Origin of the sequence: Gordonia sp. SID5947 (assembly GCF_009862785.1) — a bacterium.
GTDB lineage: Bacteria > Actinomycetota > Actinomycetes > Mycobacteriales > Mycobacteriaceae > Gordonia.
Window position 1 is genome coordinate 1385988 of sequence record NZ_WWHU01000001.1, and the last position, 16683, is coordinate 1402670.

Sequence of the window (16683 nt, forward strand, 5' to 3'; positions counted from 1 at the left end):
ACCGGGCCTTCTTCGTCTCGTCGCGATGAGTCATCTGGCCACGACCCCGACCTCACGCCGCGAACGCGACATCGCCTGATGTCCGCGAGCATCCGACACCCGAGAAGGTCGCGCACACCTGCAGCCAGGCGGCGAGCGCCTCGCATCCGGTCGTGTCCGGGTCCGTCCAGGAACCACGCCGGTACGGCTCACGTGCGTACGACGTGTGCCGCCCTCCCCGGTGGTTGCGTAAGACCAGACCGCGCCACGCGAGGGTCCCGGGCAGGTAACCGAGCACCTCCAGAGCCGCCGACCACAGCCGTCCAACGTCACGGACCACCTGCGTGAATCCCGGCGAGGTTCGTTGCGCGTTCTGGAAGGCATTGTGCCGCAGTATGTTCCAGGTCTGGCTCAACCAGGAGCGAACCCTCCCCACCGCGAAGCCTGCCGTCAGATCGGCGACGTCACGGAGGAAGGAGTCCGCGGTCGCGTTGCAGATCATGTCCTCGGGCGTGCCCACCCAGTGCACCGGCACCGTTGCGGGCAGCGTCGGCCCCTGGCCGGCGACACCCCATCCTGAACAGCCCGGCACGACGCCCGGTGGTTGATGCGGGTCGGCGACGAAACCGACCGCCAGCACGCGATCGAGCACTGGGTCGGCGGCGTCCTCGAGTTCGTGCAGGGCAGCCCGGATCACCACGGCGCCTTGGGAGTAACCGATCAGCACAACAGGACCTTCGGACTGCTGCAGGGCGGCGTGGAGCGCTCGGGCGCCAGTGTCGAGACTGCGGCGATAACTGATGCCGCCGATGTGCGGCGCAGGTCCGTAGCTGGCCGGGTATCCGACCCAACGGCAGTCGAACCGGTCGTCGAGACAGTCGGTGACGCCACGGAGCATGCCGGTCACATCCCGTCGCCGGTCGCCGTCGAAGGACTCCCCGGTGCCACCAACCGCGAGCACGGTCACGCTCCGGGACTGCCGTGATCCGATCTCAGAGAACCCGCCCATGAGGCCATGGTGCGTGGTCCGGGTGTGAATTCCCGTGGCCGACGCTGAGGGTTCGCTGTGATTTCACATCAGACGTAAGGCACATCACCCCAGGTCAGATTGATTTACCTGGTTGTAACACGGAGAATGGGAGTCGAAGCACCGCAATTTCAGGAGTTGTTCCCCCATGTCTTTCGCACGAATTCGTGCCCGCTTTGTCCCCTTCGCCCAGCGCAAGCTCTACGACGACATCCACGCGCTCGCCAGCAGTACCCAGCGCGACGAGCTGCTCGTGATGGCGCAGCGCGCCGAGTCCCGCTGACTCGTCAACTCTGACAGACGGGGCACCAGTACAGGTTTCGACCGTCGAGCTCGGCACCACACACCGTCGTACCGCAGATGCGGCAGGGCTCCCCCGCACGGCGATACACGTACGTACGCGGCCGATCGCTCGCATATGACGGCGCCCCGTGGTCGTCTTCGGGACGCACCACATGCATGCGTCCGCGGCGCACCCCGATTCGCATCAGGGTCACGAGATCTGTCCACAGAGCGTCGAACTCGTCGGCATCGACCCGGCGACCCTCCCGATACGGATCGATACCGGCGCGGAACAAGACCTCCGCCCGATAGACGTTGCCCACTCCCGCGATGACCCGCTGGTCCATCAACAGCGCACCGACCGGTCGGCGTGAGCGTCGGATGGCATCCCACGCGCGTGCCGGTCGGGCATCGGCCCGCAACGGGTCGGGACCCAGCCGGGCGATCAAGGCGTCCAGGTCCGCCGGGGTGAACAGCTCGCATGCCGTCGGCCCGCGCAGCTCCGTGCCGACTTCGGGCCCCTCGATCCGCATCCGTACCTGGCCGACCGGGTCCCCCATCGGGACCGGAGCCTCGGTGAAAGCGCCGTAGAGACCCAGATGAACGTGGATCATCTGTCGTCCGGCTCGCGTTCGGTTGCCGACCGGGCGGAAGTGCTGGACGAGATGCTTGCCCCACGCCTCCGCCTTGGCGAACACCATTCCGTCGACGGCGGCAGCACCGTCGGTGAAACGCCCCTGCGGACTGGTGACGTAAACCGCCGACCCGCCGAACACGCGCTGCTGCCGCCGCGCCAGCCGGTGGAGGGTATGACCTTCGGGCACGACTCACCCAGCTCGCGGTGCGGGTGGTCTCAGACCTGTCCGGGAACGGCCGGCGCCTCGCCGGTGCGCTCGTAATCAGCGAGGATGTCGATCCGTCGCTGGTGACGCGCCTCCTCAGACCACGGCGTCGCGATGAAGGCATCGACGATCGCGAGGGCCTCCTCCGTACTGTGCATCCGGCCGCCGATCCCCATCAGCTGCGCATTGTTGTGCTGACGCGCGAGTTGGGCGGTCTCGGTACTCCACGCCAGCGCACACCGCGCACCCGGAACCTTGTTCGCGGCGATCTGCTCACCGTTTCCGCTGCCGCCCAAGACAATTCCCAGACTGCCGGGATCGGCGACCGTGCGACGCGCAGCATCGATACAGAACGCGGGATAGTCGTCCTGAGCGTCGTAGGCGAGTGCACCGCAGTCGACGACCTCGTGGCCGTTGGCCTTCAGGTGTTCGGCGATCGCGTTCTTCAATTCGAATCCGGCATGGTCGGCACCGAGGTAGACACGCATGGCGTCACTATAGATTGGTCTGGTGGACGCACAATCGCCGATACCCAATGTTCCCGGTGTCTCGGAATCGCACGCGGACGCCGACCGTGACCGGACCCGAGCGCCTCAGGAGACCGATCAGGGCGCCTACTGGCTGCCGCCCGCGCAGTATGCGTTGCGGCCTCGCCTTCATCCATGGGAGATCCCGATGCTCGTGCTGATCGTCGCGATCACGCTCATCGGCTACCTGGTGATCGTGTGGCTGGTAGTGCTGGGCCAGTTCAGCGAGTATTTCCTCGCACTCCTCGCCGCTCCCCTGGTCTTGCTGCTGATTCGTGGACTCACCTACGCCCGGCCCCGGGTGAACGGCGTGCAGATGACCCCGACCCAGTTCCCGGAGGGCTACCGGATCGTGGTCGAGGCGGCCGCTCGCTACGGCCTCGAATACGTGCCCGACGCCTACGTGGTGCTCGGCAACGGCATGATCAACGCCTTCGCCTCCGGACACGGATTCCGGCGGTACGTGGTGGTCTACTCGGATCTCTTCGAGGTCGGTGGACGTGCCCGGGATCCGGAAGCGCTCGAGTTCATCATCGGACACGAGGTCGGTCACATCGCGGCCGGTCACACCTCCTACTGGCGGCAGCTGGCGACCGTGGTGGGCATGAACATCCCCCTGGTCGGTGCAGCATTGTCGCGGGCCCAGGAGTACACCGCCGACAACTACGGGTACTACACCAAGCCACGTGGGGCGCCGGGCGCGATGGGCGTGTTGTCGGCAGGCAAGTACATGTTGTCTGCGGTGGATTTCGACCAGTTCGCGGACCGGGCCACCCACGAGCGTGGCTTCTTCACCTGGGCGGTCAACGCGCTGGCCTCGCACCCCGTGCTCACCTGGCGCGCGGCGGCGCTTCGTGATCGCACACGCGCCGGCGCGATGTTGTTCCGACCGAAGGCCATCGTGCGCGGGGTCGGCAGCGGCAACGTCGTGCCGGTCGCACCACCGGCGCACCCGGCGGCCGTCGCGCCGGGCACACTACCCAACGGGTTGGAGATGCCACCCAAGCTCTGAGCCGGCGCAGCGCACGCGCATGTCACGCCGGCCCGGCCGGGACCTCAGTCGAATTCCGGATCTTCGGTGCGGCTGCGCTTGAGTTCATAGAAGTGCGGGTACGACGACAGGGCGACCGCGCCGTCCCACACGGTTCCCGCCGTTTCGCCGCGCGGTATACGTGAGAGCACCGGCCCGAAGAACGCCACGCCGTTCACGTGGATGGTCGGCGTGCCGACGTCATCGCCGACCTTGTCCATACCCTCGTGATGGCTGGTGCGGATCACCTCGTCGAACTCCTGGGAGTCGGCGGCCTTCGCGAGCGACGGATCCAGCTCCAGTTCGGCAAGCGATTCGCTGATGACCTGATCGAAGTCCTTGATGCCCTGATTGTGAATCCGGGTGCCCATGGCGGTGTACAGGGGCGCGAGGATCTCGTCACCGTGGGCAGCCGCGGCCGCCGCGATCACCCGGACCGGACGCCAGGCATGCTTGAGCCCCTCACGGTATTCCTCGGGGACGTCCTTGCCCTCGTTCAACACGGCCAGGCTCATGATGTGGAAGTTGACGTCGATCGGGCGGACCTGCTCGGCCTCCAGAATCCATCGCGAGGTGATCCAGCACCACGGACACAGCGGATCGAACCAGAAGTCCACCCGATCCCGTTTCTGCTGACCTGCCTGTGTCTCTGTCGCCATCGACCTGACCTTCCGCGTGTCTCGTGGGTATGTCTCTTCGCAAACTACAACCAGATTCCCCGACCGTCATTCCCGTTAAGCTGGCCCACGGACCACGATTCGAGAGGCGGACTGACCCGACTGTGACTGCTCCCAACCTGACCCGCGACCAAGCCCGCGAACGCGCCGCGACCATCGACGTCGGCAACTATGCGATCGATCTCGACCTCACCGACGGTGACGGGGCCCCGGGCACCGACACGTTCCGATCGGTCACCACGGTGACCTTCACCGCGGAGCCGGGCGCCGAGTCCTTCATAGACCTCGTCGCACCGAAACTGATCTCGGCGACTCTGAACGGTACCGACCTCGATGTGTCCGGGTTCGACGAATCGGTGGGTATCGCGCTCCCGTCGCTGGCCGCCGAGAACACCCTCACCGTGGTCGCCGACTGCGCCTACTCCAACACCGGCGAAGGGCTTCACCGCTTCGTCGACCCCACCGACGATTCGGTCTATCTGTATTCGCAGTTCGAAACGGCCGACGCCAAGCGCATGTTCGCCTGCTTCGATCAGCCGGACCTGAAAGCCACCTACACATTGACGGTCACCGCACCCGAGGACTGGAAGGTGATCTCCAACTCCGCCGTGGTGAACACGCTCGCCGCCGAACCGGGACTGCACCGGTTTCGCGCGACACCACCGATGAGCACCTACCTGGTGGCGTTGATCGCCGGTCCATACGCGGAGTGGACCGATACCTACACCGACGACCACGGCTCCATCCCGCTCGGAATCTATTGCCGCGCATCGCTGGCCGAGCACATGGATGCCGAACGGCTGTTCATCGAGACCAAGCAGGGATTCGGCTTCTACCATCAGAACTTCGGTATCCCCTATGCCTTCGGCAAATACGATCAGCTCTTCGTGCCGGAGTTCAACGCCGGCGCGATGGAGAACGCCGGCGCCGTGACCTTCCTCGAGGACTACGTCTTCCGGTCACGCGTGACCAAGTACCTCTACGAACGTCGCGCCGAGACCGTCCTTCACGAGATGGCCCACATGTGGTTCGGCGACCTCGTCACCATGCAGTGGTGGGATGACCTCTGGCTCAACGAGTCCTTCGCGACGTTCGCGTCGGTCCTGTCCCAGTCCGAGGCGACCGAATACAAGAACGCCTGGACGACGTTCGCGAACGTCGAGAAATCGTGGGCCTATCGCCAGGACCAACTGCCCTCCACCCACCCGGTGGCCGCGGACATCCCCGACATCGCCGCCGTGGAGGTCAACTTCGACGGCATCACCTACGCCAAGGGCGCCTCGGTGCTCAAACAGCTGGTCGCCTATGTCGGCCTCGAGGACTTCCTCGCCGGCCTGCGCGACTACTTCGCTGCCCACAAGTTCGGGAACGCATCGTTCTCCGACCTTCTTGCCGCACTGGAGAAGTCGTCCGGACGTGACCTGTCCGACTGGGGTTCCCAGTGGCTCAAGACAACCGGAATCAACGTGATGCGCCCCGACTTCGAGGTCGACGCCGACGGGAAGTTCACCAGGTTCTCGATCATCCAGGACGGCGCCCACCCCGGCGCCGGCGAGACCCGCGTCCACCGCATGAAGGTCGGCATCTACGACGACAACGGTACCGGCACCCTCGAGCGCGTCACGAGCGTCGAACTCGACGTCGAGGGTGCGCGCACCGAGGTGGCCGAGCTCGTCGGGACGAGCCGCGGCGCCCTGATCCTGCTCAATGACGACGATCTCACCTACGCGTCGGTTCGCCTCGACGCCGATTCGCTGGCCACCGCGACCGCACGGATCGGCGACATCGCCGACCCCATGCCGCGCACGCTCGTCTGGTCGGCGGCCTGGGAGATGACCAGGCAGGCCGAGATGGCGGCCCGGGAGTTCGCCGAGCTGGTACAGCGAGGCATCGCCTCCGAGTCGGAGATCGGCGTCGTCCAGCGGGTACTGATGCAGGCGAGCAGTGCGATCGAGGCTTACGCGGATCCCGCGTGGGTGTCGTCCACCGGACGCCCCGCCTTCAGTGCCCGACTGCTCGAGCTCGCCCGTGGTTCCCAGCCCGGTTCCGATCACCAACTCGCGTTCGTGAACACCTGGCTGGCAGGCAAACTCAACGATGATCAGGTGGCAGCCGCCCGCGGTCTCCTCGACGGAGACGATCCGGTTTCGCACGGCCTCACCGGTCTGGTGGTGGATACCGACATGCGGTGGAAGCTGGTGCGCGCGTTGGCATCCGCCGGCGCGATCGACACAGATCCCACGAGTTCGCCGGTGATCGACGCCGAGGCGCAGCGCGACAACACTGCCACGGGTCAACGCCAGGCGGCCGCCGCCCGCGCGTCACGACCGCTCGCCGAGGCGAAAGCCGATGCATGGGCGCAGGCCGTCGACGACGACTCACTCTCGAACGTCTACACGCGGACCATGATCGAGGGGTTCGCTCGGGCCGGTCAGGGTGAACTGTTGCAGCCGTACGTGGCCAAGTACTTCGAGGCGATCCCCGGTATCTGGAGCCGTCGGTCGAGCGAGGTGGCGCAGACGGTCGTGGTGGGTCTCTATCCGCACTGGGCGATCGACGCCGAGGCCATCGCGGCCGCCGACGAGTTCTTGGCGGCCGATCACCCGCCCGCGCTGAAGCGCCTGATCTCCGAAGGCCGTGACACCGTCGCCCGGTCCCTGCGCGCCCGGGAGTTCGACGCACAGCAATGAGTGTGCGGGTCCGGCGATCTCGGTCGCCGGACCCTACCCTCAACGATTACGCCAGCGATACCTGACCTGCGGCCGCCCGGTGTTGCCGTACTCGGTGATCCGCTCGACGGCGCCGTCCTCGGCCAGCCGCTCGAGATAACGCCACGCGGTGACACGCGAACTACCCAGCACTGCAGCGACTTCCGATGCGGTGAGCCCGCCGTCGCTGTCGCGGACCGCACGGCCGACGGCGTCCTCGGTTTCCGGGGCCGCACCCTTCTTGGCGGTACGCCGCGTATCCGAGGTCCGTAACTCCGCGAGCGCGCGGTCGACGTCACGCTGACTCACCGCGTCGCTGCCCGCGGTGAGCGCACCCCGATAGTTGAGATACTGCCTGATCTTCTCGCCGAAGGCGGCAAAGGTGAAGGGCTTCAGCAGATAGAGCAGCACGCCGTGCGACATCGCGTTACGCACCGTGGCCAGATCCCGCTGTGCGGTGATCGCGATGACATCGGGCCCGGATCGCAGCCCCGACAACGCCGAGGCGAGGTCGACGCCTCGCGCGTCGGGCAATCCGAGGTCGAGCAGCACCAGATCGACGGGCGCGGGCGAGGCGGCCGCCTCTGTCGCGACACGCATCGCCTGCTGCGCCGTGGTGACAGACGCCACGACCTCGAAACCACCCAAGCGAGCGAGATATTCGCGGTGCGCCTCTGCGATGAGGGGTTCGTCCTCGACGATCAGCACGCGAATCATCGGTCGGCGCCCGCCGGCCTGTCGCCGGCGCCTTCGTCCACGGCGCGGTCCGCCGCAGCGAACGTCGCCGTCACCACAGACGCATAGGTGTTCTCCGCGCACAGGTTTCCCGCGTGCTGATCGACGACGCCGGCGACAAGCGCGAGGCCCAATCCGCGGCCTGCGGCATCACCTCCCGCCTTGGTCGAGTACCCGCGAGTCTGTGCGCGCCCGAACTCGTCGGGATCCATTCCGGGTCCGCTGTCGGCGACCACCACCTCGAGCCGTCGGATGTCACCCACGACGGTCACCTCCACCCACGGATCGGCCGGATCGCACGCGTCGAGCGCATTGTCGATGAGGTTGCCCACGACGGTGATCATCTCATCGACGGTGAGCAGCTGGGTGGCATCGTCGCCGACCTGCGAATCCTCGGTGAGCGTCAACGAGATACCGCGCTCGGCGGCCTGCGCCGACTTGCCCAGCAGGAGTGCCGCCAACGCCGGCTCCGCGACCGCCTCGGTCATGCGATCGATCAAGCGTTGCGACAGTTGCATCTCGGTCGTGGCCATCGAGGCGGCCTCCTCGCTGCGCCCCGTCTCGATCATCGCGACGATGGTGTGCAGCCGATTCGCCGATTCGTGCAGCTGCGAGCGCAGGGCCTCGGCAAAACGCGTCATCGCGTCCAGTTCGCCCATGGCCTCGGCCATCTCGGTTCGGTCGCGAATCGTGATGACGGCAGAGGTGGGATCACTCGGCACCGGCGAACGACTGACCACCAGCGTCCGGCCCTGCTCTGCCCAGAGCATGTCGACCAACGGCTCGTCTCCCGTCGCCAGGAACGCCGGCAGGTCGATCTCACCGTCGCGAGGATCGCCGAGTAACCGCCGTGCCTCGTCGTTGACAAGGGCGGGCCGACCGCGCTCGGTCACCACCAGCCCTTCACGTACCGCGTGGAGCACCGCGTCGTGATGCTCGTACATGAGGCGGAGTTCCGATGGCGCCAACCCGCCGGTCTGCCGGAGGAGTCGTCGGCGGATCAGCCACAGGCCCAACCCGGCCGTGACGAGCGCCGCCAGCCCGATCGCGGCGATCAGCGGGAGTTGCGCCAGCCATGCGGCGCTGAGCGACTGCAGGGTGATCCCGGCCGCGACCAGACCGACGATCCGCCCGTCACGCGCACGCACCGGCGCCACCGTGCGGATCGAGGGCCCGAGCGTGCCCGTGTAGGTCTCGGTGTACACCTCGCCCGCGAGCGCTTCGGCGGTGGAGCCGATGTACTTGCGTCCGATGAGCGCGGGATCGGTGTGCGTGTAGCGCGTGCCGTCGGTGCCCATGATCGTGATGAAGGCGATGTTTGTCGACGTCCGGACCTGTTCGGTGACCGGCTGCAGCGTCGCCGCCGGGTTCGGTGACATCAGCGCCCGCGCCGTCGACGGCGAATCGGCAAGACTGACCGCGATCGCGGTCACCTCGTCGCGGGCGGCGCGGTCGCCGTCGACACGCGCATCGATCGCGGCGAGGACACTGCCCGCGACGACGATCACGGCGACCACCATGAGCAGCCAGGCCACCGCCTGCCCCGCGAGGGTCCGGGGCACCACTCGACGCATGTGCCACCTCCGCACGCAATTCATCGGTTACGTTCGCTGAACGAAACGAACTCAATCGTGACCCGCGTCACGCGTCCGTCCCACAATCCATACACGGGCGGTGACCGCGCGGTCCATGACGCGGTGCGACGATGAGAGGAACTCCGATGAATCTGAGATCACGACCGGGCGAATCGGGCGAACAGCCCTCCGGTGAGGTGTCCACCACCGGGGTGCCGACCACCAGGAAACGAGATCGGACGCACTGGCTGTACATCGCCGTGATCGTTGCGGTGGTGGCGGGCGTCATCGTCGGGCTGGTCGCACCCCAGCTGGGCAAGGACCTCGCATTTCTCGGCACCATGTTCGTGAGCCTCATCAAGATGATGATCGCCCCGGTCATCTTCTGCACGATCGTCCTCGGCATCGGATCGGTCCGAAAGGCTGCGACCGTCGGCAAGGTCGGGGGTCTGGCGTTCGTCTACTTCCTGGTGATGTCGACCGTCGCACTCGCGATCGGCCTCGTGGTCGGAAACCTGATCAAACCCGGCGATGGCCTCAACATCGCGACGACCGCCGGCAAGGGCGCCGAATTGGCCAACGAGGCCCACGAATCCGGCGGGACACTCGACTTCGTCGAGGGCATCATCCCCACCTCGATGCTCTCCGCCCTGACCGAGGGCAACGTGCTGCAGGCGCTCTTCGTGGCCCTCCTCGTGGGATTCGCCATCCAGGCCATGGGTCGCACCGGCGAGCCGATACTGACCGCGGTGTCGTACTTCCAGAAGCTGGTCTTCAAGGTGCTGTCGATGATCCTGTGGGTTGCACCGATCGGCGCGTTCGGTGCGATCGCCAACGTCGTCGGCCAGACCGGCTGGGCCGCAGTCCAGCAACTGCTGATCCTGATGCTCGCGTTCTACATCACCTGCGTGGTTTTCGTGTTCGGCGTCCTCGGCGTCCTGTTGCGGACTGTTGCCGGCGTGTCGATCTTCCGTCTGGTCCGCTACCTGGCGCGCGAGTATCTGCTGATCTTCGCCACCTCGTCGTCGGAGTCCGCCCTCCCTCGCCTCATCGCCAAGATGGAACACCTGGGCGTGGAGAAGACCACCGTGGGTGTGGTGGTGCCCACCGGCTATTCCTTCAATCTCGACGGCACGGCCATCTACCTCACGATGGCCTCGATCTTCATCGCCGACGCGATGGGCGATCCCCTGTCGATCGGTGAACAGATCGGGCTGCTCGCCTTCATGATCATCGCTTCGAAGGGCGCCGCCGGCGTCAGCGGCGCGGGGCTGGCCACCCTCGCGGGCGGATTGCAGGCCCACCGGCCGGAGATGCTCGACGGAGTGGGTCTCATCGTCGGGATCGACCGGTTCATGTCGGAGGCACGCGCGGTGACGAACTTCTCCGGCAACGCGGTCGCGACGCTGCTGGTCGGGTCGTGGACGGGGACCATCGACAAGGACCGGATCGACACCGTACTGAGTGGCGGCGCGCCGTTCAACGAGTCGGACATGGTCGACGACGAACCGGTGGACCGTCTTGCCGACGAGGGCGCCGACCGGACATCGTCGCGTTCGGACCGCGCCGACAGAACACTCACCGATCACTGATCACACGTCCACCGAGAACAGCAGGCGGCCGCTCACCCGAAAGGTGAGCGGCCGCCTGTTGGATTGATCGAGAGTTCGGCTGGTCAGGAGGCTGCTGCGGCGGTCGACATTACCCGCAGCGCCGCGATCAGCCCGTCGATCAGGTCGCCCTGACGGAAGCCGGTCACAGCTGCGGTCACACCGAGCTGGGCCACACGATCGTTGACCCGATCGGCGACGGCGACACCCGAGACGACCACGACCTCGTGCGAATTCGGGGACACCGCGATGAGCGCGCCATGGGCCGGCTCCGGCGACCGGAGCAGCACCGCGCGGGCATCGGCGACGGCATCGGTGCCGAGCTCACCGACATAGACGGAGAACCGGACGAGCGCCTTCTCGCTGGCACTCTTGAGTGCCTCGTCGAGACCGATCAGCTCTTCGCGGGTGAACGGCGGCGTCGTGGGTGCCTGACCCGGGAACCGGGTCGCCGACACCCGACCGCTGTTGGTGATGACCGTGCCGACCGGCAGCGCGGCCGCCGACGTCGTTTCGACGACGCCGGCGTGACGACCTGTTGCTACCTCACCACTTGCCACTGGCCGAGCCTCCGTCCACATCGGTCGATTCCGCATGATGTGCCAGCGCCATCGGCTCGATGTCGGTGGCGCTGAAGAGCAGTGGTGCGTGATCCCACCGCTGATCGAGGGTGTACAGCGACACCTTCGGATACTTCGTGTTGAACGTGAACGCCATCGCGATGACACATGCCACGACAAGGACCACACAGATGATCGTGACAGGCACTCCGATGGCGACGATCAGGTTGTCCATGTCACCCTTTCGATCGGCTGCACTGCGGTGACCTGCGGAACATCCGATGTACAGGTCATTGTGATCAATCTAGCCGACGCACGCGGCACCCGGGCGGTGACCCCTACAGTGCGTCGTAGACAGAAACCGCCGACCACGTCGTTCGACTCCGAAGCGATGTCAGGCCGCGCCGGCGTCGATGTACTGCGCCCACGCCGGATCGATCTCCTTCACCGCGGCGAGCAGACGCCAATGACGCCCCTTGGGAGCGCCTGGCTGCACACGCAGCGTCCAACCCAACTCGCTCAGGAGCCGATCCGCCTTGCGGTGATTGCAGCTCGCACAGCAGGCAACACAGTTCTCCCACGTGTGTGATCCGCCCCGGCTACGGGGCAACACGTGGTCGATGGTGGTCGCCTTGGCGGCGCAGTACCCGCAGCGGAATCGGTCGCGATGCATGAGTGCGGCCCTCGTGAGGGGCACGACGGCGCGATACGGCACCTTGACGAAGGATCGGAGCCGGATGACCGACGGCACCGGGACGGACATGTCGGCCGAGTGCACGGCCAGCCCGCCGTCGTCGGCATGGACGACGTCGGCCCTCTCCCGCAGGACCAGCACGATTGCACGGCGCAACGAGATGGCCGTCAGCGGCTCGTAGGTGGCATTGAGCAGGAGTACCCGGCGACGGCCCCAGAGCAGTGCAGAACGCGTCGGAGGAACGGTGCCGGCCTCGTGTGCGCGTGCACCGGGCAGGGGGTTGAGCGCAGTGATGCTCGCTCGGCCGCCGTCGGCCGATACCGTCTTTGCTGCTCTCCTGCTCGTCATATGTGTCTCCCACCTCAACACGACGAGGTCAAGTTGACCATGGAACACCGACTATTGCACGACAATTGTGTGTGTCGCCGCAGGTCGGCTCGGTGAACACCGGGTGGCCCGCTCGCCTGCACACGATGTGCGGTTGAGGCCTGCGCCCGCGGTCAGGACAATGGAGACCGTGAGCACTGAGGTCCCCGGCGGCATACAGCCCAACAACCCTTCGACGCAGCGAACCTTCTACGACGAGGTCGGCGGCGCGGAAACTTTTCGCAAGCTCACCGCGCGGTTCTACGAGGAGGTCGCCGCTGACGAGGTGCTGCGTCCGCTGTATCCGGAAGAGGACCTCGTACCCGCCGAACGACGGCTGCGGATGTTCCTCGAGCAGTATTGGGGCGGACCCCGCACGTATTCGGAGGAGCGTGGCCATCCGCGGCTGCGGATGCGGCATCATCCGTTCCGTATCGGCCCCATCGAACGCGACGCCTGGCTGCGCTGCATGCACACCGCGATCGCGTCGATCGACGCCCAGACCCTCGACGACCCACACCGGCGTGCCCTCGTCGACTACATGGAGATGGCCGCGCAGTCGATGATGAATTCGCCCGTCTGACACGCCGACACGTCGGTTCCGACGCGCCGAGATGACCTGTAGTTCTCACCGAAAACACAGGTAGGGCACAATGACGACGGTGAGCGACGAGACATCGAACGCTGTCCCCGCCGAACCGGATCCCGATGGTGCGGCCGACGCCGCATCCATTGATGCCGACGGGAACGACGTGACCTCCGAGGATTCCTCGCACGCGGCCACGGACAGCACAGACGAGGACGCGGCCGCCACGGTCGACGACACGTCGGACGACGCGGACGACGTTGCCCCGGCCGAAGCCGGGATCTCCGCGACAGGTGAGACGGACGCGACGGATCAGACCGAGGAGACCGGAGTTCCGGACTCCGACATCGTCGCGGACGGAGGCGGCGACACCGTCGGGGACGAGCACGTCGACGTCGTCGAGAACGACGACGAGAACGAAGACGAAGACGAGGACGACGCCGGCTCCGAAAACGAGACCGGAGAAGCGAACACCGACGACGTCGTCACATCCGCCGACGCGGCCGATGACGTCGCCGTGGAAGAGGATCCGTCTTCCGGGGCCGACGACGTCGTGATACCCACCAGCACCGCAACGCAACTCGACACCACCGACGAAACGTGGTGGAAGTCGGCCATCTTCTATCAGATCTACCCGCGCTCGTTCTCGGATCTCAACGGCGACGGCATAGGTGACCTCGCCGGCGTCATCGACAAGCTCGGTTACCTCGAGCTCCTCGGGGTGGATGCGCTGTGGCTGAGTCCGATCATGCGCTCCCCCATGGCAGATCACGGTTACGACGTCTCCGACCCGCGGGACATCGACCCGATCTTCGGCGATCTCGCACGCTTCGACGAGCTGATCGCCGAGGCCCATGAGCGTTCCATCCGCGTCACCATGGACCTCGTTCCCAACCACACCAGTGACCGACACCCGTGGTTCGTCGACGCGCTCGCGGCCGAACCCGGCAGCGCTGAGCGGGCGCGGTACATCTTCCGGGACGGGCGCGGCGACGACGGCGAGCAACCGCCCAACAACTGGCAGAGCATCTTCGGCGGGCCGGCCTGGACCCGGGTGCCGAATCCGGATGGCACGCCCGGTCAGTGGTACCTCCACATCTTCGCCGCCGAGCAGCCGGATCTGAATTGGGAGAACCCTGAGGTCTTCGACGATCTGGAGAAGACCCTGCGGTTCTGGCTCGACCGCGGGGTGGACGGCTTCCGGATCGACGTCGCGCACGGCATGGCCAAGCCCACCGACCTGCCGGATATGGACCTCGAGTCGGCAGGCCTGCTGCAGAACGACGACGACGATCCGCGGTTCAACAACTATGCGGTGCACGACATCCATCGCAAGATCCGCAAGGTGCTCGACGATTATCCCGGCGCGGCAAACGTCGGTGAGATCTGGGTCGACGACAACGAGCGATTCGCGGAGTACCTGCGGCCCGACGAACTGCACCTCGGCTTCAACTTCCGCCTCGCCAAGGCGACATTCGACACCGAATCGATCCGCGATGCGATCGAGAATTCGCTCGAGGCGGTGCTGTCTGTGTCGGGCGTGCCCACCTGGACGCTGTCGAATCATGACGTGGACCGCGAGGTCAGCCGATACGGCCGGATCGCGGGTTCGCCGGCCGCGTCCGACCCGACCGCGCTCGATCTCGAGTCGCACGAGGGCGCATCGGAGGACACCGAACCCGAGGACGCCGAATCCGGCGATGTCGAATCCGGCGATGTCGAATCCGGCGATGTCGACATCGATCTCGGCATCCTGCGGGCGCGCGCAATGCTGCTCGTCGAACTCGCGCTGCCCGGGACGGTCTTCATCTACAACGGCGCCGAGCTCGGACTGCCGAACGCGGAACTGCCCGACGAAGCCCTGCAGGATCCGGTGTGGGAACGCTCCGGGCACACCGAACGCGGGCGCGACGCATGTCGGGTCCCGTTGCCGTGGGAGGGGTCCGAGCCCCCGTTCGGATTCAGCAGCAATCCCGACACCTGGCTGCCCATGCCCGGATCGTGGGCGCGATTCACCGTGGAAGCGCAACTCGAGGACATCGGATCAACCCTGTCTCTGTACCGACAGGCGATCGAGATGCGTTACGAACGGCCGGAATTCGAGGGCGACACGGTGGAGTGGTACGGGGCGCCGGAGGGTTGCCTCGCGTTCCGCAGGTCGGTGGGACACCTGACGTGTGCGCTCAACACGGGCGACGTCCCGGTTCCGCTACCACCCGGTGGTGAGATCCTGTTGACCAGCTACCCACTCATCGACGGGCAGCTGGCACCGAACTCGGCCGCCTGGCTGGTCTGACGCCATACGCGAGAGACGGTGCGACCCGAAGTCGGTCACACCGTCGTCATCGCGATCTTCTCCCGACGCTGGAAGACCGACCCGTACCGGGCGTCGATCCGAATCCAGGCGCCGGACACGCGGATCCGCACCGGCTCGTCGGCGGCGATGCGATCGATCGGCGACGACTCGGTGACCTCGTGTCCGTCGGCGTCGCGGATGAATCCCATCGCGGTGACTGCGAAGATCGACCGCATCGACACCCCTGCCCGCCGGTCGCCCTCGCGCGAGGTGACATCGAGCACGTCCTGATCGAGCAGTCCGGTCGCGGGGCCGTGCGCACTTCCCTCGGTGCGTGCGAGATGCGCACCGCCACGCGACAACTCGACAACTGTCCGGGCCGGTACGTCGTCGAGCTGCGTGAATCCGGTGTTGGCGGGCAACGCGCCGCGCCATGCGCTGTCCAGACCGAAGCCGGGATCCACCGCGGTCCCGGGCTCTGCCGCCGACAACGACGCGCGCAACATCCCGGCATCGGCGACGAGATCATCAGGACGCATCGTCCCGAACACGGATCTGCTCGCGAGGACATCGAATCCGGTGTTGACCCAGAATCCGAGCAGACCATCACGCCTGGCGGCCACTCGCACTGCCGCCGTGTCATCAAGGCGCACAGCGCGACCCAGAAAGGCGGCCGCGTCGGACCGGTCGCCCGGCCCGGTCACGGTGATGTGACGTTCCGGTGCGGTCATCGTGCCACCGCGTCCGCACGGCGGAATGACGCGAGGAACTCCTTCTCGTCCGCTGTGAGCCGACGCAGACGCTGGACATCGACATCGAACGCGACGAGCTGGGTGCTGGCGGTGACCGCCGGTTTGCTCGCCGGGTCAGCGCCCTTCGGTCGGACCTCGTAGGCGACCGTGAAGTCCACTGCGCGCAGTTGCTCGATGTACATGGTGACCTCGATCGGTCCCTCATCGTGACGCACCTGTTCTCGGTACTTCACGTGCAGATCGGCCACCACACACCCCTCTCGCAAGGAAGCCGTGGGGCGACCGTCATAGAAGAGCCACGGTATCCGGGCCTCTTCGAGGAGGGTGACCATCCGTGCGTGGTTGATGTGGGCGAAGACATCCATGTCAGACCACCGGACGGGCACCTTCACCAGGTAGCCGGCGTCGGTCTTCGTTCCCTCGTCCTCGTAGAGCACG

The 16683-nt window shown here is 66.4% G+C and carries 17 protein-coding genes; 6 read left to right on the plus strand and 11 right to left on the minus strand.

Annotation, left to right across the window (positions count from 1 at the left end; genetic code table 11):
• Positions 1-52: 52 nt before the first annotated feature.
• On the minus strand, positions 53-988 hold the full coding sequence (locus GTV32_RS06460) for a PE-PPE domain-containing protein (protein ID WP_161059428.1): 936 nt from the start codon (positions 986-988) through the stop codon (positions 53-55).
• Positions 989-1154: 166 nt separating this feature from the next.
• Here GTV32_RS06460 and GTV32_RS23785 point away from each other — a divergent pair, with 166 nt between their 5' ends.
• The gene (locus GTV32_RS23785; protein ID WP_272918227.1) at positions 1155-1289 is read left to right on the plus strand and encodes a hypothetical protein; all 135 of its coding nucleotides are present in this window, start codon (positions 1155-1157) and stop codon (positions 1287-1289) included.
• Positions 1290-1293: 4 nt separating this feature from the next.
• Here GTV32_RS23785 and GTV32_RS06465 read toward each other — a convergent pair whose 3' ends face one another.
• Both GTV32_RS06465 and GTV32_RS06470 read right to left on the minus strand, forming a co-directional pair.
• Positions 1294-2112 (minus strand): zinc finger domain-containing protein, encoded by an 819-nt coding sequence (locus GTV32_RS06465; protein ID WP_161059429.1) that lies wholly within the window; start codon positions 2110-2112, stop codon positions 1294-1296.
• A 29-nt stretch (positions 2113-2141) separates the two neighbouring features.
• Positions 2142-2618, minus strand: coding sequence for a ribose-5-phosphate isomerase (locus tag GTV32_RS06470; protein ID WP_161059430.1), 477 nt, complete (start codon positions 2616-2618; stop codon positions 2142-2144).
• Between the two features lie 22 nt (positions 2619-2640).
• Between GTV32_RS06470 and GTV32_RS06475 the strand changes: the two genes are divergently transcribed.
• Positions 2641-3669, plus strand: coding sequence for a M48 family metallopeptidase (locus GTV32_RS06475; protein ID WP_161059431.1), 1029 nt, complete (start codon positions 2641-2643; stop codon positions 3667-3669).
• A gap of 44 nt (positions 3670-3713) precedes the next feature.
• Here the strand turns inward: GTV32_RS06475 and GTV32_RS06480 are convergent, their stop codons facing one another.
• On the minus strand, positions 3714-4346 hold the full coding sequence (locus tag GTV32_RS06480) for a DsbA family protein (protein WP_161059432.1): 633 nt from the start codon (positions 4344-4346) through the stop codon (positions 3714-3716).
• Between the two features lie 122 nt (positions 4347-4468).
• On the opposite strand from GTV32_RS06480, the gene pepN reads away from it, so the two are divergent.
• Positions 4469-7054: an aminopeptidase N gene (pepN, locus tag GTV32_RS06485; protein ID WP_161059433.1), complete on the plus strand. Its 2586-nt coding sequence runs from the start codon at positions 4469-4471 to the stop codon at positions 7052-7054.
• Positions 7055-7093: 39 nt separating this feature from the next.
• On the opposite strand, the gene GTV32_RS06490 is transcribed toward pepN, so the two are convergent.
• On the minus strand, positions 7094-7789 hold the full coding sequence (locus GTV32_RS06490) for a response regulator (protein ID WP_161059434.1): 696 nt from the start codon (positions 7787-7789) through the stop codon (positions 7094-7096).
• Positions 7786-9381, minus strand: coding sequence for an ATP-binding protein (locus tag GTV32_RS06495; RefSeq protein WP_161059435.1), 1596 nt, complete (start codon positions 9379-9381; stop codon positions 7786-7788). The genes GTV32_RS06490 and GTV32_RS06495 overlap by 4 nt, the downstream gene beginning before the upstream one ends.
• Positions 9382-9527: 146 nt before the next feature.
• On the opposite strand from GTV32_RS06495, the gene GTV32_RS06500 reads away from it, so the two are divergent.
• Complete coding sequence (locus GTV32_RS06500; RefSeq protein ID WP_237421489.1) at positions 9528-10973, plus strand: cation:dicarboxylase symporter family transporter; 1446 nt, start codon at positions 9528-9530, stop codon at positions 10971-10973.
• Positions 10974-11056: 83 nt separating this feature from the next.
• Here GTV32_RS06500 and GTV32_RS06505 read toward each other — a convergent pair whose 3' ends face one another.
• The 3 genes from GTV32_RS06505 to GTV32_RS06515 form a co-directional block, all read right to left on the minus strand.
• Positions 11057-11551: a DUF5130 family protein gene (locus GTV32_RS06505; protein ID WP_343287230.1), complete on the minus strand. Its 495-nt coding sequence runs from the start codon at positions 11549-11551 to the stop codon at positions 11057-11059.
• Positions 11538-11786 (minus strand): hypothetical protein, encoded by a 249-nt coding sequence (locus tag GTV32_RS06510; protein ID WP_161059437.1) that lies wholly within the window; start codon positions 11784-11786, stop codon positions 11538-11540. The genes GTV32_RS06505 and GTV32_RS06510 overlap by 14 nt, the downstream gene beginning before the upstream one ends.
• 159 nt (positions 11787-11945) lie before the next feature.
• Positions 11946-12593 carry an HNH endonuclease gene (locus GTV32_RS06515; protein ID WP_161059438.1) on the minus strand — a complete coding sequence of 216 codons (648 nt, stop codon included), beginning with the start codon at positions 12591-12593 and terminating at the stop codon, positions 11946-11948.
• 160 nt (positions 12594-12753) lie between these two features.
• Between GTV32_RS06515 and GTV32_RS06520 the strand changes: the two genes are divergently transcribed.
• Entirely contained in the window at positions 12754-13194 is a 441-nt protein-coding gene (locus GTV32_RS06520; protein WP_161059439.1) for a globin, read from the plus strand.
• Between the two features lie 70 nt (positions 13195-13264).
• Positions 13265-15493, plus strand: coding sequence for a glycoside hydrolase family 13 protein (locus GTV32_RS06525; protein ID WP_202421663.1), 2229 nt, complete (start codon positions 13265-13267; stop codon positions 15491-15493).
• 35 nt (positions 15494-15528) lie between these two features.
• Here GTV32_RS06525 and GTV32_RS06530 read toward each other — a convergent pair whose 3' ends face one another.
• Positions 15529-16224, minus strand: a complete 696-nt coding sequence (locus GTV32_RS06530; RefSeq protein WP_161059440.1) for a hypothetical protein — start codon at positions 16222-16224, stop codon at positions 15529-15531.
• Positions 16221-16682 (minus strand): thioesterase family protein, encoded by a 462-nt coding sequence (locus tag GTV32_RS06535; protein ID WP_161059441.1) that lies wholly within the window; start codon positions 16680-16682, stop codon positions 16221-16223. Before GTV32_RS06535 ends, GTV32_RS06530 begins: the two co-directional genes overlap by 4 nt.
• Position 16683: the final 1 nt, after the last annotated feature.